This window comes from Stenotrophomonas maltophilia, assembly GCF_025642255.1.
GTDB lineage: Bacteria > Pseudomonadota > Gammaproteobacteria > Xanthomonadales > Xanthomonadaceae > Stenotrophomonas > Stenotrophomonas maltophilia_P.
Window position 1 is genome coordinate 3,742,611 of record NZ_CP106759.1, and the last position, 19,594, is coordinate 3,762,204.

Genomic DNA, 19,594 nt, shown 5'->3' on the forward strand with positions numbered 1-19,594 from the left:
CGACGCAGCACACGGCCCGCGGCGGTGGGTGTTGCGACGCGACAAGAATTCAGGACGTGCCAGTCCCCCTCGCGTCGTGGCACCATCCGCCTGCTCCGGCAACACCGACATCGCAGGTACGCACTACCATCGGCGCGTCGCCGCCGCCTTCCAGGAGGATCCACCGCATCATGCGCAGTCGAATCGAGGATGTCGCCGCCGTTGCCGGGGTATCGATCAAGACGGTGTCCCGCGTGCTCAACCGCGAGCCCAACGTGCGCGAGCAGACCCGCGAACGGGTGCTGGCGGCCGTGGCGCGCCTGGGCTACAAGCCCAATCTCTCCGCGCGCAGCCTGGCCGGACAGCGCTCGTACGCGCTGGCACTGGTCTACAACAATCCTTCGCGCAACTACCTGATGGAAATCCAGAACGGCATGCTCGAGGCCTGCCACGCACAGCACTACAACCTGATCCTCGGCCCGGTGGGCACTGGCCGGCGTACCCTGCCCGACATGACCGCGCTGTTCGAGAACTCGCGTCCGGATGGCGTGGTGCTGATCCCGCCGCTGACCGACGACGAAGTAGTGCTGTCGTACCTGGAAGAGCATGACATTCCCTTCGCCTGCATCGCCCCGCGACACCCGGAGGGACGCATCGGCGTGCGCATGGATGAAACCACTGCGGTGGTCGAGCTGATCGGTCACCTGGTCGCGCAGGGCCACCGCCGCATTGCCCACATCAAGGGGCCGCGCGCGCATGGTGCCTGCCAGTGGCGCTACGCCGGTTACCGCCAGGCCCTGCGGCAGGCAGGTATCGCCTACGATCCGGCGCTGGTGGTCAACGGCCAGTTCTCGTTCGAGTCCGGCGTGGACGCAGCCAACCTGCTGCTCGACATGGATGAGCCTCCCACGGCAATCTTCGCCGCCAACGACGACATGGCCGCGGCCGTGTATCGCGTCGCGGGCGAACGCGGCCTTCGCGTGCCGCGCGACCTCTCGGTGTGCGGGTTCGACGACACCCCGATCGCAGGGCACATCTACCCTGCACTCACCACCGTGCGCCAACCGACCTCGCACATGGGGCGGCTGGCCACCGAACAGCTGATCGAGCACATCCGTGCCGAAGCCGCTGGCCGCATGATCACGGTCGAGCACGCGGTACTCGAACGCGAGTCGACCGCCGCACCACGGCGACGTTGAGCCAGCGGCGAACCTGCGGCTCACGCGGCAGGCAGCCGCGAACCCTTCCATGCATAGAAGGCAATGTAGAGATAACACAGCGCCGGCAGCAGGAACGACAGCTGCAGGCCATGATTGTCGGCAAGCCAGCCCATGGCCAGCGGGATGACCGCACCGCCGACGATCGCCATCACCAACAGGCTTGAAGCCTGTCCGGTGAGAGCTCCAAGGCGGGTGATCGCCAGCGCGAAGATGGTCGGAAACATGATGGAGTTGAACAGTCCGATGCTCACCACCGCCCACTTGGCCAGGCCACCCGTGGTGGAGACGGTGATGCCGAGCAGCAGCACCACCGCGAGCGCGAAAAGACCGAGCAGCCAGCGCGCATCCAACCGCGCCAGCAGCGCCGCGCCAAGCAGGCGCCCGACCAGCGCACCGCCCCAATAGAGCGAGACATAACCGGTGGCCTCCTGCTCGGTCATGCCCTGGCCGATGCCCGGCGAGGACAGGAAGTTGACCAGCACGCTGCCGATGGAAACTTCCGCGCCCACGTAGCAGAAGATGGCCAGCACACCCAGTCGCACATGGCGATGGCGCAGGACGTCCCACGGCCGGCTTCGCGCGCCGGTGCGTTTCTCCACGCCGGGAATGGTGGGAAGACGGAACATCCAGATCGCTGCCGCCAGCAGGAACAGGACCACGGCCAGGCCGAAGTACGGCAGCTGCACCGATTGCGCTTCGGCTGCACGGTAGGCCAGTGCTTCGGCCTGCGGCAACAGCGCCAGCTGCTCCTCGCTGCGCGGCTGCGCCGACAGGATCAGCAGGCCACCGAACAACGGTGCCAGCGTGGTGCCCAGCGAGTTCATCGATTGCGCCAGGGTCAACCGGCTGGAGCTGGTGCGCTCCTCGCCCAGCAATGCCACGTAGGGGTTGGCTGCCACCTGCAGCACGGTGATGCCAGTGGCCAGCACGAACAACGCTGCCAGGAACAGCCCATAGACATGGGCGGCCGCAGCCGGCCAGAACAGCAGCGAGCCGACGCCTGCAATGGCCAGCCCGGCGACGATGCCGCGCTTGTATCCCACCGCAGCCACCAGCCGGCCAGCAGGCAGCGACATCAGGAAGTAGGCGCCGAAGAAGGTGAACTGGATGAGCATCGCCTGCACCCAGCTCAGCGCGAACGCCGCTTTCAGGTGCGGAATGAGGATGTCGTTGAGGCAGGTCAGGAAGCCCCACATGAAGAAGATGGCGGTGACCACCGCCAGTGCGCGGGTGGTGCCCTGCACGTGATGTCCTCGAATGGTCGTTGCTGTGTCCATTGCTTGTCCTTCCAGTCAGTGATCGAAGCCATCCTGCGGTCATGCGTGACATTTGCAGCCATTGTGATTGTCCAGCGCTGTCAGTCCGACGAATGCCCTGACACGTGCGGGCTGAAAGCTGATCCGCGCAGTTTTGTTCTGCACCGCACAACACTTTCCTGCCCTCGTGTTGGCAGCGCTGTCATCCCTGCAAAACCGCTGCAGATGCCGTCGCACAAGGCGTTGTTTCCGAAGCGACGAGGTTCTGGCAACGATTTCACAGCGCGCCTTGCGACCGCCGACGCGGCGCACTTCATGGCAGTTTGTTGACAACGCTGTCAAGCGTCGCTCCAATCCGGGCCACATGCAGTAGTCCGTGATTGAACGAAGCAGGATCGCCATTACCGAATTCCCTGGGGAGGGAGCTTCCATGAAGACGTACAAGGCAGTACCTCGCAAGACGATGCTCACTTCCGCGCTGCTGGCTGCGCTGGCCGCCCCGGCATGGGCACAGGACGCACCCGGCACCAACGAACCAGTCGATCCGACCACGCTCGATGCGGTGCAGGTCACCGGTATCCGCGGCAGCCTGACCTCATCGATGAACCTCAAGCGCGACAGCCAGGGCGTGGTTGACGGCATCGTCGCCGAGGACATCGGCAAGTTCCCGGACACCAACCTGGCCGAATCATTGCAGCGCATCAGCGGCGTTTCCATCGACCGCACTTCCAGCGGCGAAGGGTCCAAGGTGACCGTGCGCGGCATTGGTCCGGACTACAACCTGGTGCTGCTGAACGGGCGGCAGATGCCGGCGTCGAATCTGGGCAACGGCGGCGGTGGCCTGTCCGGCTCGCGCTCGTTCGACTTCGCCAACCTCGCTTCCGAGTCGATCTCTGCGGTGGAGGTATACAAGACCAGCCGCGCCGACAATCCTGCCGGTGGCATCGGTGCCACCATCAACATCAAGACACTGCGGCCGCTGGAGTCCGAACCAGTGATCAGCCTTGGCCTGAAGGCGGTCAACGATTCGTCCAACGACAACCTGCCGCGGACCCTGCGCGGCTCCAACGTCACCGGTGAGCTCTCGGGCATCTTCAGCCAGCGCTACGCCGACGATCGCTTCGGCGTGACGTTCAGCGCCAGCCACCAGGAACGTGATTCCGGCTTCAACCAGGCCACCGTGGCCGAGGGCTGGGCCACGTTCAAGGGCGACGAGAGCGCGGACTGGCGGGCACTGCCGCTGCCGGGCCAGGGGTATTCCGACCGCATCACCAACCGCCCCGGCCCCGACGACGTCTACGCACGTCCGCAGAACACCGCCTACAACGTCAATGGCGTGCAGCGGCAGCGCACCAACGCGCAGGCGACGTTCCAGTGGAAGCCGGCCGACAATGTCACCACCACGCTGGACTACACCTATGTCGAGAACAAGGTGCAGCAGCAGCGCAGCGAGCTGTCGGTCTGGTTCAACTATGGTCCGGGCGACAGCATCTGGACCAACGGCCCGGTGTCCGCGCCGATCATCTACAGCGAGGACATGACCAATTCGGACGTGTCGATGGGCGGCGCCAAACTGGCCACCAAGACCGACATGCACTCGCTGGGCTTCAACGTCGACTGGGAAGTGAACGACGCGCTGGACCTGTCCTTCGATGTGCACAACGCCGAGTCGGAATCGCGGCCGGACAGTCCCTATGGCTCGGCGGGCGTGCTCGGCGTGGCCGCCTTCGTGCGTGGCACCACCACCGTCGACTACAGCGGCGACCTGCCGATCATCAACATCGCACTGCCGCCGGGCGGCGTGCAGGCCTCCGACGCACTGGTCACCGGCTCGGTGTTCCAGAACAGCTACAACAAGTCCAAGGTGCAGCAGTATCAGGGCCGCGGCACGTTCCGCTTCGCCGACTACTCGGCGCTGGACTTCGGCGTGGGCCACACCCAGGTGGAGAACCGCTCTGCCTCGGCCATCATGCAGCGCAACAGCTGGGGCGGTCTGGGCTCTCCGGCCGACTACGCCGATGACATCTGGTACGCCGACAACATGGGCAAGTACTTCAAGGCATTCTCCGGCCACAACGATCCGCGCCTGACCGGCCAGTTCCTGGTGTTCGACTTCGACCGCCTGATCGATCGCGCGGCCCAGGTCGGCACCGATTCCGATCCGGCCTGCCCGAGCTGCTACTACGCACCGACGGAATACTCCGAGGACATCCGCACCACCGAGAAGTCGAAGAGTGCCTACCTGCAGTACCGCACCACGTTGGATTGGTCGATGCCACTGCACGTGGCCGTCGGCGCGCGCTACGAGCAGACCGAGGTGGAGTCGAATGCGCTGGTGCGCGTACCGACCGGCATCAGCTGGAGTTCGGCCAACGAGTTCAACATCGACTACGCCGCCGATCGCGGCTTCGTCGGTGGCAAGGGCAAGTACGACTACGTGCTGCCGAACGTTGATCTGAAACTGGACCTGGCCGAGACGCTGGCGCTGCGCGGCAGCTACAGCCGCACCCTGGGCCGGCCGAGCTGGACGCAGATCCAGAGCGGTCAGTCGCTGGCCGACATCGTGCGCACCCAGGGCGGCACCGGCACCCGCGGCAATCCGGGTCTGGAGCCGCTGATCTCGGACAACTTCGATCTGTCGCTGGAGTGGTACTACGGCGAGGCCAGCTATGCCTCCGTGGGCTTCTTCCGCAAGAACATCAAGAACTTCATCAGCGATACCATCGTGCGCGAGAACGCCGGCACCCTGCATACGCCGGTCGGTGGCGCGTACTGGAACGAGGCACTGGCATCGGGCTGCGGCACCACCGACATGCCCTGCATCCGCGACTACATCTTCACCAACCATGCCGGGGATCCCGGCGTGACCTATACCGGGCGCAATTCGGCCGGGCAGATGACCGGCACCATCGTCGGCCAGCCCAACGACCCGGTGGCCGGTTTCGACATCACGGTACCGGCCAACCAGCACTCGGATCACCTCGACGGCTGGGAAGTGGCGGTGCAGCACCTGTTCGGCCAGTCCGGCTTCGGCGTGGCCGCGAACTACACCAAGGTGAAGTCGGGGCTGACGTTCAACAACCTCAGCCTGGGCGACCAGTACCCGATGATCGGCCTGAGCGATTCGGCCAACGTGGTCGCGTTCTACGACAAGAACGCCTGGCAGATCCGCGCGGCCTACAACTGGCGCGACAAGTTCCTCAACGGCATCGGTGGCCAGGGCCCGAACCCGAACTACACTGCCGCGTACGGTCAGCTCGATCTCAACATCAGCTACGCGGTCAGCGAACAGCTGACGCTGAGCCTGGAAGCAATCAACCTGACCGACGAGACCATGCGCACCTATTCGCGGCACACCAACATGCTGCGTTATGCCACCCAGACCGGTCCGCGCTACATGTTCGGCGTCCGCTACAAGTTCTGACCGGCGGCGGAGGGCTCGTGGAGCCGGGTTCATGCCCGGCCCACGCCGCACGGGTGCATGATGCGCGGACCCAAGGCCGCCGGGCACGGGCCCGGCCCTCCATCACGACCAGGATGTCCACGCATGCTGCCCCACCCCCGACCCATCGATGACGTGCGGGACCTGGACCCGGATGAGCTGCCGGCCCGGCTGCACACCTGGACCACGCCGAAGGTGATCCGCGGGCTGGTCGCGCACTGGCCCCTGGTCGCGGCCGCGCGCCGCTCGCCTGCGGAGGCGGTTGCGCACCTGGCCGCGTTCGACCACGGGCAGATGCCGGTGACCGCGACCACGGCAGCACCCGACGCCGGCGGCCGGCTGTTCTACAACGCGGACATGAGCGGCTTCAACTTCCGCCGCGAGCAGGTACCGTTGAAAGTGGTGCTGGCCACGCTGCTGAAGTACGCCACCGATCCGGCGCCGCCGTCGATCTACGTGGCATCGACGACGCTGGACAGCTTCCTGCCCGGCTTCACCCGGGCCAATCCGCTGCAGCTGGGCGTGGACGAACCTCTCAGCAGCATCTGGATCGGCAACCGCTCGCGCATTGCCGCCCATCAGGACGTACCGGACAACCTGGCATGCGTGGCGGCCGGGCGCCGCCGGGTGACGCTGTTCCCACCGGACCAGATCGACAACCTGTACATCGGCCCGCTCGATTTCACTCCCGCTGGGCAGGCGATCAGCCTGGTCGATTTCCACGCACCTGACCTTGATCGCTTTCCGCGCTTCCCGCAGGCGCTGCAGCAGGCGCTGGTGGCCGAACTTGAACCGGGCGATGCGGTCTTCATCCCTTCACTGTGGTGGCACCACATGGAAGGTCTGGAAACATTCAATGTGCTGGTCAACACCTGGTGGCGGCCGGTGCCGGCCTGGATGGACTCGCCGATGAATGCCCTGATGCTGTCGATCCTGGCCCTGCGCGGATTGCCCGCGGCACAGCGCGCGCAGTGGCGCGCGATGTTCGACCACTATGTGTTCGCCGACAGCGAGGCGGCGACCGCACACATACCGATGCAGGCGCAGGGTGTGCTGGGAACGCTCGACGCGGCGGCGGCCGCGCACGTGCGCCAGACCCTGCTGCGCCGCCTGCAGCGCTGAGGCCGCCGGTCGCGCCGGGCTTCACCCGCGCCGACGCCGTTTCTGGCGATAATGCTGCCTGCATTCCGCCTGCGCCTGCCCGCATTGCGGTCCCCCCCGCCCCATCCTGCTCCGCATGCGCCTGATTTCGCCCCGCCTCAACCTGGGCAAGCTGATCCTGGCCCTCGCCCTGCTCAGCGCCATCATCGCCCTGGCCAATACACTGCTGGCCAGCTACCGCGTGCAACGCGACCAGCTGGTCGGCAACACGCTGGAGGCCAACCGCGTCTATGCCAGCAAGCTGGCCGAGACGACCCAGAACTTCCTGCTGTCCGCCCAGCAGCAGTTGGCCTACAGCGCGACCCGGCTGGGCGAGGCGGACATGGATCCGCGCCAGGCGCAGGGCGAAGCCAGCCGCCTGCAGCTGCAGTCGAGCAGCTTCAACTCCTCGCTGGTCGTGGATGCCGATGGCCTGGTGATCGCCACCTCGCCCCAGACGCTGCAGCTCCAGGGCGAGATCCTGCACAGCGCGGGCAACAATGCGGCACTGGCCTCCCGTCAGCCGATGATCAGCGATCCCTACCAGTCGGCCACCGGCAAGCTGCTGGTCTCACTGTCGCATCCGATTTTCGACGGCCAGGGCCGCTACCGCGGCTATATCAGCGGCACCCTGTACCTGCGCCAGCGCAGCGCGCTGCATACGCTGCTGGGTACGCATTACTATCGCGACGGCTCGTATCTGTATGTGGTCGACCGCCATGGCCGCCTGCTGTACCACGTCGAAGGCGAGCGGGTGGGCGACTATGTGGTCGGCAATCCGGCGGTGACGGCGGTGATCCACGGTGAGCGGGGAGCGCAGCAGGTACGCAACAACCGCGGTGTATCGATGCTGGCCGGCTATGCCCCGGTCGCTGTCACCGGCTGGGGCATCGTCGCCCAGCGGCCCACCGAAGCCACCCTGCAGCCACTGTCGCGGCTGATGTCGGCGGTGATCTGGAACGCGATCCCGCTGGGTGTGTTGTCACTGGTGATCACCTGGTGGTTCGCCCGGCGCATTTCGCTGCCGCTGTGGCAGCTGGCGCGCAACGTGCAGGCCGGCGAGGACACCGGCAACGCGATCAGCCATGTCAACGGCATCCGCGCCTGGTACTTCGAGGTTGCCCAGCTCAAGCATGCGGTGCTGCACAGTTTCAACGCACTGCAGGACCGGATCGGCACGCTCAACCGCGCCAGCCGCACCGATCCGATGACCGGTCTGTTGAATCGTCGCGGGCTGCAGCATGCGCTGGATGCGCTGCAGGCGCAGGGCATTCCCTTCGCGATCCTGGCGCTGGACATCGATCGCTTCAAATCGATCAACGACGGCCATGGGCATGACGTCGGTGATGCCGTCATCGTCCATATCGCCGAGCAGATGCGCCGCCACTCGCGCGAGAGCGATCTGTTGTGCCGCGCTGGCGGCGAGGAGTTCCTGCTGCTGTTGCCGGGTATCGGTACCGAGCCTGCGCGCCAGGCCGCCGAGCGCCTGCGCCAGCACATCGCCGATCACCCCTTCGCACCGGTCGGCACGATCACGGTGTCGCTGGGCGTGGCCCATTTCCCCAGCTTCCATGCCGATGCCGAGCAGGCCCTGCGCCTGGCCGACAAGGCCCTGTACCTGGCCAAGGAACAGGGGCGCAACCGGGTAATCGTCTACCCCCACGCAGACTGAAGCGCAGGCGCGCGGGGCTACGCCAGCCGGTGGCTGGCGGCATAGGGCGGCGTGTCCGGATAGTCGCCACTGGCGAAGCGGGCCTGCAAGGCCTGCCACCAGCCGGGATCGAACAGGTGCCGATAGTGCTCACGCACGGCCGCCAGTTCGCCGGCCGGCAATCCCATGAAGGGGCCGAAGCGTTCGGGGAACACATCGCGCGGGCCAACGTGGAACCAGGGCTCGTCGGCCATCGCCTCTTCCGGCGAGCTCGGCTGCGGCCAGGCACGGAACACACAGTCGCTGACGAGGCACAGTTCGTCGTAATCGTAGAAGACCGCGCGGCCGTGACGTGAAACACCGAAATTCTTCGGCAGCATGTCACCGGGGAAAATGTTGTTGCGCGCCATGTCGGTGATCGCCTGCGCGTAGTCGAGCACCGCAGCGCGCACCGGCTCTGCGCCCTGCTCGCGCAGGTACAGGTTCAACGGGCGGAAACGGCGCTGCACGTAGCACAGCGCCACTTCCACTTCGTCGCCATCGACGCGGATGCTCTGCGCGCACTGGCCCAGCAGTTCGTCAAGCAGCGCCGGCGCAAAGCGGTCGCGCGGGAAGCGCAGGTGCCGATAGGGTTGCGCGTCCAGCAGGCGGCCGACACGGTCCAGGTTGAACACCAGCGCGTACTTCTCTTCCACCTGCTGCCGTGACATCGCCTTCGGCCAGGCGAAACGATCGCGGATGAGTTTGAACACCAGCGGATAGCTGGGCAGGGTGAACACGGCCATGACCATGCCGGGGGTGCCTTCGGCGTGGACCAGGCGCTCGTGTGGATGTTCATTGAAATGGCGGAAGAAGGTGCGGTAGCGCTCGGTCTTGCCCTGCTTGGCACGGCCCAGCACGGTGTAGATTTCGTCGATCGGCTTGCCCGGCAGCAGGCTGCGCAGGAACACCACGGCGTCGCCGACGGTGGCCAGGTCGGCCTGGAAATAGCTGCGCGACACGCCGAACAGGTGGGCGACATCGCGGCGACGGGTCAGCACTGCATCGGCACGCAGGCCCTGTTCGTCGTTGACCAGCGCGATCACGCAGGGCGAGAAGCGATGCTCGCCGAAGACGCGCCCTACCAGATAGGCGCGACGCTCGCGGTAGAACACGGTATCCAGCAGTTCGATGCTGCGTACCGGCGTATCGCCCCAGTGCGCAAGATCATCCTGCAGGCGCACGGCGATGGCGGCGGCACAGCGCAGCTGGTGCGCATAGGGAACATCGAAGCGATAGTCAGCCAGCACCCGCTGCAGCGCCTCCACCGGGCGCGTCGGTGAGACCGCATAGGTGTGGCGGGCGACCGGATGGGTGATCGCATCGGACGGCTCGACATCGAAGGCGATGAACTCCACCGCCGGGTCCACGCCGCGAGTGGCGAACAACCGCCGCGACAGCGTGTTGTAGAACGTCTTGTACAGCTCGGCGTCGATCAGCCCCTGCAGCAGGGCGCTGTAGGCGCCGTGCACCTGCAACCACAGCGAGCGCTCGCCGATCGCCTCGCCGGCAAGCCGGCGCAGTGCATCCATCTGCTCGGCGATGCACAGGTCGTACAGGGCGATGCGCTCGACGGCGTCCTGGCGGGCACCGTTCCAGTCGCGCTGCTCGAAGCGCTGCCGCGCGCGGGCGGTGATCGCCGCGAAGCGGGCATGGTACTGCTCGAATCCATCGCGGATGGCGCCTGCGATGCGCGGCGCCAGTTCGGCAGCGATGTCAGGCGTGGACATGCAGGGCTCACCGGAGAAGATGGCTCAACCATACGCCGGCGTGGGGTGGAATGGGTAGAGCCGGGCCATGCCCGGCTCCAACAGGCATCGGCTCAGATGGCCAGCTCGGCCTCCACTTCCTGCACCTTGCGCCGGGCCAATGCCAGATTGGATTTGCTACGGTCCAGCACGATGTAGAAGAACAGGCCCTTCTTCCTGGCCACCGGGCGCATGATGTGGTACGCCCTGCCCAGCGAGATCAGGATGTCCTCGATGCTGTCGTTGAGGTTGAGCGACGCTGCGGTTTTCATCTTCGCGCGGATCACTTCGGTGTTGCCGGCTGCCGCCACTTCCATGTCCATCCCCGCACCGGCTTCGCCCAGCAGCATGCCGCTTTCATAGTCGACCAGCGCCACGGCCTGCGCGCCATCGATACCCATCAGTGCATTCAACGATTCAGTCAATCCAGACACGTTGCACCCCTTGTCGGTGTAGGTTCGAGCCCCTCGTTCCCCTGCGGCCGGGCTCACGGTCCGCCGAGTTCGGCCAGGATCGCCTGGCCACATTCCCTGCTCTGCCACAGCACCTGGCCGATCACGCTGCGCTGGTCGCAGGCTGCCATCAGCAGCAGCGGCACACGCCCTTCACCGTGAATGGCCAGCATCAGCACCTTGCCGCCCGCGGCTTCCAGCATCAGCGTCTGCAGGTCTCCCAGGACCAGCTCGCGCCCTACTGCTGCCGCCAACGCCAGCATTGCGCTGGTCATCGCGGCCAGGCGTTCACCACGCCCTTCGGCGCCGGCGCTGACCAGCGCGAAGCCATCGACACTGGCCAGCACCACGGTGCGCACCCCTTCCACCCGGTGCTGCAGGTCCTGCAGCAACGGCTGCAGGCGTTCGCGCTGGCGTGCATCGGGCAGCAGTGCGGCCTGTCCGTCAGCCATGCGCGGTCACCAGCGCGTACGCTTCGATCTCGCTCATCAGCACATCCATCAGCAACAGCCCCTGTTCGCGGTCGCGCGCATCCAGCGGCAGCAGCGGCAGCGGTTGGCCGTCGATCTGCGCATGTGCTGCCCACTGTTCCATCGCGGCCGCCGGTGCCTGGTCCAGATGGGTCACCGCCACCACCAGTGCCAGCGCCGGTCCGAACGGCCGCAGCACCTGCAGGTAGCCGTCCAGTTCGGCAGCCACGCCGGCACGTCGGCCATCGAGCAGCAGCACCGCGCCGCGCGCGCCCTGCAGCAGGATCGGCCACAGGAAATCAAAACGTTGCTGACCCGGTGTACCGTACAGGCGGAGGCGCTCGCCATTGGGCAGATCGATGTCGGCGTAATCGAGCGCCACCGTGGTCGATGCCTTGTCGGCGCCAAGCCGATCGCTGTTGGCGACGTCGGTGTCCACTACCGTGCCGGCGGCGATGCTGCGCACCAGCGTCGACTTGCCGCTGCCCATGCCACCCAGCACGACCACCTTGTGCTCACGCATTGCGTTCGCTCCCGCGCAGGTGGCGCCACAGCCGGGCCAGCAGCCCATTGTCGTTGCCCGTGCCGCGCATGACCGTCACCGTCGCCGCAGGCGCCGGTTGCAGCTGCGCATAGCCACACAGATAAGCGGCGTGCACGAAATCGCGTACTGCAGCCTGCGGAAGGTCGAGCAGCACGGCACACTCGTCCACCGTACAGGCGCGCTTGAGCAGCAGCGAGCACAGGCGGAAGCCATCGTGATCGTGGCCCAGTACGCGGAAGTCAGGCCAGCGCAGCAGTTTCACCGAGGCGACGCGCAGGCGCTCGTCCAGGGCCTGCCAATGCGGGCTGCGCTGCGCCCACTGCCACAGCAACGGGCGCAATGGCTGCCGGGTGCGATCTGCCGCCTGGGCCTGCAGCTGCGCTGCTGTCAGCGCATCGAGCCAGAGCTGTTCGAACCCCCGCGCAAGGCGTTCGACCAATGCCACGACGGGCTCGTGCAGTGCGATGGCCTGGTCCTGCTCCAGGTCCAGCAGCAGCAGGGGCGCAGCGGCATCCCCCAGCAGCGCGTATCCCTGCCGCAGTGGCAAGCGCTCGCGCAGCAGGCGGGTGATCGCGTGTGCACCATCGGCCAGGCGGATCGGCGCGGGCACGTGTGGAATTACGGGTTCCGGTGGGCGCTGCATGCCACGCAGTGCGCGGCCGATGGCGCCGTCATCGAGCACACGCTGCTGGCCATCGCCGTCGCGCAGCTGGCCACCGGGATCTTCGATCCAGCACTGCAGGCGGGGCCGCTGCTGGCGCATGCGCAGGGCCGCGTTGCGCAATGCGGGCGTATCGCGGATGACCAGCAGATCACAGTCGTCCAGATCCTGGCTGCGGCGGATCTGGCCGTCAGGCAGGGCCGAAGCGATGCGCAGGCGCCTGAGCAGGGCCTGCTCTCCCTGGATATCGGTTCCCACTACCAGCACGCGTGCCATCCGTGTTCCCCGTGCGACCGCCTCCCCGGCGATCTCGCGTCGCCAAGGCTAGGTCATCGCCCGCGGCATCCGTCGTGATCGACCGCTCAGATTGACAGTGCCCGCGCCTACGCACGCATCGGTTCTGCGACGGCCATCGCGGGCAAGTTTCATGCCGTATTGACGGCATTCCGACAGCTGACGGAAGTCACGTTTTCATCGCTTGGGGTCAGATCCCTTTTGCATGGCAAAAGGGGATCTGACCCCGGAGCCAAAAAGAAACCCGCGCCGAAGCGCGGGTTCCGGGGTCACGACCGAACGGCGATGGATCGATCAACCGCGCAGCTGCTCCAGCGCGGCGTTGAAGGTCGCGCTCGGGCGCATCGCCTTGCTGGCCTTTTCCACGTCCGGGCGGTAGTAGCCGCCGATGTCCACGGCCTTGCCCTGCACTGCGATCAGCTCTTCGACGATCTTCTGCTCGTTGTCGGTCAGGGCCTTGGCCAGCGGGGCGAAGCGTGCCTTCAGTGCGGCGTCCTCGTCCTGCGCGGCCAGGGCCTGCGCCCAGTACAGCGCGATGTAGAAGTGGCTGCCACGGTTGTCGATGCCACCGAGCTTGCGCGAAGGCGACTTGTCGTTGTCCAGGAACTGGCCGTTGGCTTCGTCCAGCGCCTTGGCCAGCACACGGGCTGCTGCATTGTCGTAGCGGTTGCCCAGATGCTCCAGCGACGCTGCCAGCGCCAGGAACTCACCGAGCGAATCCCAACGCAGGTAATCCTCTTCGACGAACTGCTGTACATGCTTGGGGGCCGAGCCGCCGGCACCGGTCTCGAACAGGCCACCACCGGCCATCAACGGCACGATCGACAGCATCTTGGCGCTGGTGCCCAGCTCCATGATCGGGAACAGGTCGGTCAGGTAGTCACGCAGCACGTTGCCGGTCACCGAGATGGTGTCTTCGCCCTTGCGGATGCGGGCCAGCGAGAACGCGGTGGCTTCCACCGGCGGCAGGATGCGGATGTCCAGGCCGGCGGTGTCGTGGTTCTTCAGGTACTGCTCGACCTTGGCAATGACCTGCGCGTCATGGGCGCGGGCAGCGTCCAGCCAGAACACGGCGGGGGTGCTGCTGAGGCGCGCGCGCTCGACCGCCAGCTTGACCCAGTCCTGGATCGGGGCGTCCTTGGTCTGGCACATGCGCCAGATGTCACCGGCCTCCACCGCGTGCTCGAACACCACGCTGCCCGCGTCATCGGTGACCTTGACCACGCCGTCGGCGGCGATCTGGAAGGTCTTGTCGTGCGAGCCGTACTCTTCGGCCTTCTGCGCCATCAGGCCGACGTTCGGCACCGAGCCCATGGTGGCCGGGTCGAAGGCGCCGTGCGCCTTGCAGTCGTCGATGACGGCCTGGTAGACGCCGGCATAGCAGCGGTCCGGGATGACCGCCTTGGTGTCCTGCAGCTTGCCTTCGGCATTCCACATCTTGCCGGAGTCGCGGATCATCGCCGGCATCGAGGCGTCGACGATCACGTCGCTCGGCACGTGCAGGTTGGTGATGCCCTTGTCCGAGTTGACCATCGCCAGGCCCGGGCGCTGCGCGTACTCGGCCTTCAGGTTGGCTTCGATGGCGGCGCGGGTGGCCTCCGGCAGCGACGGCAGGCGCGCGACCAGGTCTCCGATGCCGTTGTTGGCATCGAAACCGGCCTGCCGGATGGCGTCGGCGTGCTTGGCCAGCACGTCCTTGTAGAACTCTTCCACGACCACGCCGAACATGATCGGGTCGGAGACCTTCATCATGGTCGCCTTCAGGTGCAGCGAGAACAGCACGCCCTGGCTCTTGGCATCGGCGATCTGCGCGTCGATGAAGGCAGCCAGCGCCTTGCGGCTCATCACGGCGGCATCAACGATCTCACCGGCCTTGACCGCGGTCTTTTCCTTCAGCACGACGGTGCTGCCGTCATTGCCATGGAAGGTGATCTTCAGGGTGCCGGCGTTGGCGAGGGTTGCCGACTTTTCGCTGCCATAGAAGTCGCCCGCGTCCATGTGCGAGACGTGCGACTTCGAATCGGCGGACCAGGCGCCCATGCGATGCGGATGCTTGCGGGCATAGTTCTTCACCGACAGCGGCGCGCGACGGTCGGAGTTGCCTTCGCGCAGCACCGGATTCACCGCGCTGCCCTTGACCTTGTCGTAGCGCGCCTTGTAGTCGCGCTGCTGGTCGTCGGCCGGCGTTTCCGGGTAGTCCGGCAACGGATAGCCCTGGTCCTGCAGCTCCTTGATGGCCGCCTTCAGCTGCGGCACCGAGGCGGAGATGTTGGGCAGCTTGATGATGTTGGCGTCCGGCGTGGTCGCCAGCTGGCCCAGCTCGGCCAGGTCGTCACTGACCTTCTGCTCCTCACCCAGCAGTTCCGGGAACTGCGAAAGAATGCGCCCGGACAGCGAGATGTCGCGGGTTTCCACCACGATGCCAGCGGTGGCGGTGTAGGCATCGACGATCGGCAGCAGCGACTGGGTGGCCAGGAACGGGGCTTCGTCGGTCAGCGTGTAGAGAATCTTGGACATGGGGGACTTGGACTCTGTAGCAGTGCTCAGGGAAAGCCCGGCGGCAGCGCCGGACCACGTGCAACCGTGTCTCGCGCGGGGCCTGGCCCCACGCTTTCCCCCGTCGCCGTCAGGGTGGGCGCGCGGCGGGGAAACCCCTGCATTGTCGCGTTTTCAGCCGCGCGGGGCAAAGCCGCGCCATACGCGCCGGTACTGCAACGCAGTGATTCACCCGGCTGGGGGTGTCACGCAAAAAAAGACGCAGCCTCGCGGCTGCGTCCATCGTGAGCCCTGCCGGGAGAGAGTCGGCAGGACTTACTTGACCTCGAACTCCTGCGGCGTTCCGGCCGCCTTACCATCAACCATGACTTCGGCGCGGTACTTGCCGGCCGGCCAGCCATTGGCATTCTTGAAGGTGATGTTGGTGGTCTCGGCACCGCTGGTGTTCAGCGTGGCATTCTGCTCGCCGGCGACCTGACCGTCCTGGAAGGTCAGCTTGGCGCCGACGTTGACGTTGTTGGCAGCACCGTCTGTGCGGACCGACACGATCACATCGTCCTTCGGCGCGAACAGTGCTGCCGGAGCGACGGACTTGTCCGCTGCCGCCGTCTTGCCGACGGAGACGGAGGAGACGGCTACTGCCGCCTCAGACATCGGCGGCGGCGCGCCGGTCATCGGTGCCGGGGCCGTTTCGGCCGGGGCGGTGGCAGCGGGCGCTGCATTGCTGTCGGTCGACTCTTCCTTCTTCTTGCAACCCACCAGGGCGACGCTGCCCAACAGGGCGGTCAGCAGGGCGGTCTGGAGCGGCGTGGTCTTGATCATTCGGTGTTCCTCCCAGGATTGTCGGATGGCGTGCGGGCGCGGCCGGCTTACTTCGGTGGCAGTTTCAGGGTCTGGCCAGGGAAAATCTTGTCCGGGTCATCGAGCACGTCCCGGTTGGCTTCGAAGATCTTCTTCCAGGCATTGGCGTCGCCAAGATGCGCCTTGGCGATCTTCGACAGCGAGTCCCCCTTCTGCACGGTGTAGGTGCCGCCGCTGACCACCTCGGCGGTGCTGTCCACCGAGCCGCTGACGCCGGAGAAGTCCGCCTTCGGTGCCTGCTGGGCGGTACTGTCGACGCTGGCGCTGACGCCGGAGAAATCAGCTTTCTTCTCGGTACTCATCCACAACTCCCGTCTGCATGACTACGTGGTTCGCACGGTGCCATGGCGGTTGTTAAATGGGGATGGTGCAGATGTGAAGCCGCCCCCCCGGGGGGCTGAACAATCGGGAGATGGACACCCCCTGCCCGCTGCTCCACCGGTAGCGCCGGGCCATGCCCGGCGGCGGTGGCTGGGACCGCTGCGCTCGCCGGGCGTGGCCCGGCGCTACCCGCAACCGCCTGCGGGGGATCGGTGGGGCCGCTGCGCTCGCCGGGCGTGGCCCGGCGCTACCGTAACCGCCTGCGGCGGTTACTGGCGCAGCTCGCGGTAGGTCGCGGCCGGGGCAGCGATGCCGGGGCTGGCGCGCCATGGATTGATGTCGAGGCCGCCGCGACGCGTGTAGCGCGCTTCCACTTCCAGCCACTGCGGCCGGCAGCGCGCGGAGACCTCGCTGAAGATCCGCTCCACGCACTGCTCGTGGAATTCCGCGTGCTCGCGGTAGCTCACCAGATAGCGCAGCAGGCCGGCCCGGTCGATCTTCGGCCCCCGATAGCGCAGGCTGACCGTGGCCCAGTCCGGCTGGCCGGTAACCGGGCAGTTGGATTTCAGCAGCGCGGAGACCAACGTCTCCTCCACCGGCTGCGCAGCGTCGGCCGAGAGGAAGTCCGCCTGCGGGGGGCCGTAGCAGTCGATCTCCAGGTCCAGGCCGTCGATGGATTCGCCCAGAGGTACCGGGCGCAGTTCGGGCAGGCCGAACGCCACCTGCACGGGTGCGCCGGCACAGGCTGACAGATCGTCGACAAGACGCGCATGCAGTGCCTCGGCACTGTCGATGCGGGTGCTGTTGAGGGAATTCAGGTACAGCTTGAACGACTTCGATTCGATCAGGCACGGCGAGGTGCAGGGCACCTGCACGGTGGCAACGGCCACCTGCGGCTTGCCACGCGGGTCGAGCCAGCTCAGCTCGAACGCATGCCAGCGATCATGGCCGACGAACGGCAGCGCGGTGTCGTCGAGGCCGATCTCGGCGCGGGCGGCGCGGCGGGGGATGGGAAACAGCAGGCCGGGATCGTACTGCGACGGGTAACTGACCTCGCGACCGAGGCTGGAATCCTGGGGGGTGTTCATGGGGCCATTGTATCGCGACGCGGCCGGGCCTCCGGCCGGGCCGGCCAACGGCGGAGCCCCTCCGTGGTGGTTTTGTCGGTTGGTCGTGGAAGGCGGTCTATCGGCTTGGCCGGGTGGGTAGGCGGGTCGGGGGACGCCGTAAACCCGTCCTTGGGGGCTTGGCCGCGGCATCCATGCCGCGGACACCCCCGCCCCGCCTACCCACCCGGCCCCTGACAGTTCCCTGCACGCAGCCACCACCACGGGAAAGATCAGAAAAATCAAAATCAAAAGCCAATCCTTCAGACATTCCCGATGTCTGCCTGTGTCGACCAAGGTCGACACCTACCAACAGCCCCGTGAACCTGTCGGGGCCGGGGCGGTGTGGGCCTGCAGGACCGTTGGCGCCATGGATGGCGCCATCGAGCCCCCATGGACGGGTTTACGGCGTGTCCTGCAGGCCCACACCGCCCCGCCCAACCAACAGAAATCCAGCACCGCTTTTGCCGTTGACGTTGCCGTTGCTTCAGGGGTGCAGGGCTGCAAGCCCTGCCGGAAACCCTCACCCTGCCGGAGTGCCGGCACCGTGCAGGTAATCCAGGCTCACCTGCAGCAACGCACGCAGTCCCACGTCCAGCGCCTTCTCATCCAGCAGGAACTTCGGCGAATGATTGGCCGGTGCCGTCGCCGGATCGATGCCCACGCTGGTGGAGCCGACGAAGAAGAACATGCCCGGCACCTCCTTGGCATACAGCGAGAAGTCCTCCGCGCCCATCTGCAGGGGCGGTTCGTACACGTTGTCCTTGCCCACCACCGCCTGCAGGCTCGGCAGCATGCGTGCCGTCAGCGCCGGATCGTTGACCGTGGCCGGGTTGCCCTCTGATTCGTAGATGTCGGTGACCGCCTTTGCCCCGTGCGCGGCCGCAGTGTGCTCTGCGACGTTGCGCAGGTCGGCGAAGATCTGCTGGCGCATGCCCTCGTCGAACGTGCGGATGGTGCCGACCATCTCCACCTCGTCCGGAATGATGTTGTAGCGGATGCCGCCGTTGATCGCACCGAAGGTGAGCACCGCCGGCTGCTTGGACAGATTCGCGCGACGGCTGACGATGGTCTGCGCGGTACCGACCAGATCGGCCGTGGCAACGATCGGGTCGACACCGTTCCACGGCGCGGAGCCATGCGTCTGGCGACCGATCACCTTGATGCCGAAGCGGTCCGAGGCGGCCATCAGCGGACCGCCACGCACGGCGATCTGACCGGCCTGCACGCTGGAGAACACATGCAGGCCGAACACGGCTTCCGGCTTGAAGTCGGCGAACAGGCCCTCCTTCAGCATCAGCGCGGCACCGCCTTCTTCCGGCGGCGGCGCGCCCTCCTCTGCCGGCTGGAAGATCAGCATGACCTGGCCCGGCAGGTCCTTCTTCATTGCCACCAGCGCCTCGGCCACACCCAGCAGGGTGGCGGTATGGGCATCATGGCCGCAGGCATGCATCACGCCCACCGTCTGCCCGCGGTACTGATCGGTCGCCTTCGAGGCGAACGGCAGGCCGGTCTGTTCGGTCACCGGCAGCGCGTCCATGTCGGCGCGCAGGGCGATCTTCGGACCCGGCCTGCCGCCTTCGATGATCGCCACCACGCCATGATGGGCAATGCCGGTCTTCGGCTTCAGGCCCATTGCGCGCAGGTGCTTGGCGACCTCGGCCGAGGTCCGTACTTCGCGGTTGGACAGCTCCGGATGCTGGTGGAAATCACGGCGCCACTCCACCACTTTGGCCTGCAGCCGCTGTGCGGCCGCGGTCACCTCGGGACGCTGCCCGTCCTGGGCATGGGCAAGGGCCGGCAGGGCCAGGATCAGGGCGGACAGCAGCAACGAACGGCGCATCTCGGTACTCCACGGCAGGGTTCTGCACCTGAATGTAGGGCAACGCTGCCTTTACGGGAACCTCCACGGCC

15 protein-coding genes are annotated in these 19,594 nt (G+C 66.5%); 4 read left to right on the forward strand and 11 right to left on the reverse strand.

All coding sequences use genetic code 11. From position 1 onward, the window contains the following. The first annotated feature begins 170 nt into the window (after nucleotides 1–170). Nucleotides 171–1,178, forward strand: a complete 1,008-nt coding sequence (locus N8888_RS17075) for a LacI family DNA-binding transcriptional regulator (RefSeq protein WP_053515642.1) — start codon at nucleotides 171–173, stop codon at nucleotides 1,176–1,178. Between the two features lie 20 nt (nucleotides 1,179–1,198). Here N8888_RS17075 and N8888_RS17080 read toward each other — a convergent pair whose 3' ends face one another. Further along, on the reverse strand, nucleotides 1,199–2,476 hold the full coding sequence (locus N8888_RS17080) for a sugar MFS transporter (RefSeq protein ID WP_111186562.1): 1,278 nt from the start codon (nucleotides 2,474–2,476) through the stop codon (nucleotides 1,199–1,201). 409 nt (nucleotides 2,477–2,885) lie between these two features. Between N8888_RS17080 and N8888_RS17085 the strand changes: the two genes are divergently transcribed. The 3 genes from N8888_RS17085 to N8888_RS17095 all read left to right on the forward strand — a co-directional run bounded on the left by N8888_RS17085 (nucleotide 2,886) and on the right by N8888_RS17095 (nucleotide 8,709). Further along, complete coding sequence (locus tag N8888_RS17085) at nucleotides 2,886–5,879, forward strand: TonB-dependent receptor (RefSeq protein ID WP_111186563.1); 2,994 nt, start codon at nucleotides 2,886–2,888, stop codon at nucleotides 5,877–5,879. A 123-nt stretch (nucleotides 5,880–6,002) separates the two neighbouring features. Next, nucleotides 6,003–7,019 (forward strand): cupin-like domain-containing protein, encoded by a 1,017-nt coding sequence (locus N8888_RS17090; RefSeq protein ID WP_065174396.1) that lies wholly within the window; start codon nucleotides 6,003–6,005, stop codon nucleotides 7,017–7,019. Between the two features lie 115 nt (nucleotides 7,020–7,134). Then, complete coding sequence (locus N8888_RS17095; RefSeq protein WP_053515759.1) at nucleotides 7,135–8,709, forward strand: sensor domain-containing diguanylate cyclase; 1,575 nt, start codon at nucleotides 7,135–7,137, stop codon at nucleotides 8,707–8,709. 17 nt (nucleotides 8,710–8,726) lie between these two features. On the opposite strand, the gene aceK is transcribed toward N8888_RS17095, so the two are convergent. The 10 genes from aceK to N8888_RS17145 form a co-directional block, all read right to left on the reverse strand. Next, nucleotides 8,727–10,457, reverse strand: a complete 1,731-nt coding sequence (gene aceK, locus N8888_RS17100; RefSeq protein WP_053515635.1) for a bifunctional isocitrate dehydrogenase kinase/phosphatase — start codon at nucleotides 10,455–10,457, stop codon at nucleotides 8,727–8,729. A 92-nt stretch (nucleotides 10,458–10,549) separates the two neighbouring features. Beyond that, nucleotides 10,550–10,909 carry a hypothetical protein gene (locus tag N8888_RS17105; RefSeq protein WP_111186564.1) on the reverse strand — a complete coding sequence of 120 codons (360 nt, stop codon included), beginning with the start codon at nucleotides 10,907–10,909 and terminating at the stop codon, nucleotides 10,550–10,552. Between the two features lie 53 nt (nucleotides 10,910–10,962). Further along, on the reverse strand, nucleotides 10,963–11,379 hold the full coding sequence (locus N8888_RS17110; protein WP_053515632.1) for a roadblock/LC7 domain-containing protein: 417 nt from the start codon (nucleotides 11,377–11,379) through the stop codon (nucleotides 10,963–10,965). Continuing rightward, nucleotides 11,372–11,920 carry a GTP-binding protein gene (locus N8888_RS17115; protein ID WP_197601419.1) on the reverse strand — a complete coding sequence of 183 codons (549 nt, stop codon included), beginning with the start codon at nucleotides 11,918–11,920 and terminating at the stop codon, nucleotides 11,372–11,374. Before N8888_RS17115 ends, N8888_RS17110 begins: the two co-directional genes overlap by 8 nt. Then, nucleotides 11,913–12,878 carry a hypothetical protein gene (locus N8888_RS17120; RefSeq protein WP_197601421.1) on the reverse strand — a complete coding sequence of 322 codons (966 nt, stop codon included), beginning with the start codon at nucleotides 12,876–12,878 and terminating at the stop codon, nucleotides 11,913–11,915. Before N8888_RS17120 ends, N8888_RS17115 begins: the two co-directional genes overlap by 8 nt. A 312-nt stretch (nucleotides 12,879–13,190) precedes the next feature. Beyond that, on the reverse strand, nucleotides 13,191–15,413 hold the full coding sequence (locus tag N8888_RS17125; protein ID WP_263176080.1) for an NADP-dependent isocitrate dehydrogenase: 2,223 nt from the start codon (nucleotides 15,411–15,413) through the stop codon (nucleotides 13,191–13,193). Between the two features lie 294 nt (nucleotides 15,414–15,707). Then, the gene (locus N8888_RS17130) at nucleotides 15,708–16,214 is read right to left on the reverse strand and encodes a hypothetical protein (RefSeq protein WP_053515624.1); all 507 of its coding nucleotides are present in this window, start codon (nucleotides 16,212–16,214) and stop codon (nucleotides 15,708–15,710) included. A gap of 47 nt (nucleotides 16,215–16,261) precedes the next feature. Then, a complete protein-coding gene (locus N8888_RS17135; RefSeq protein ID WP_053515622.1) occupies nucleotides 16,262–16,555 on the reverse strand; it encodes a LysM peptidoglycan-binding domain-containing protein in 294 nt (97 codons plus the stop codon). A gap of 288 nt (nucleotides 16,556–16,843) precedes the next feature. Continuing rightward, complete coding sequence (gene queF / locus N8888_RS17140) at nucleotides 16,844–17,662, reverse strand: NADPH-dependent 7-cyano-7-deazaguanine reductase QueF (RefSeq protein ID WP_065181541.1); 819 nt, start codon at nucleotides 17,660–17,662, stop codon at nucleotides 16,844–16,846. 541 nt (nucleotides 17,663–18,203) lie between these two features. Further along, complete coding sequence (locus tag N8888_RS17145) at nucleotides 18,204–19,523, reverse strand: M20 family metallopeptidase (RefSeq protein WP_053515620.1); 1,320 nt, start codon at nucleotides 19,521–19,523, stop codon at nucleotides 18,204–18,206. Nucleotides 19,524–19,594: the final 71 nt, after the last annotated feature.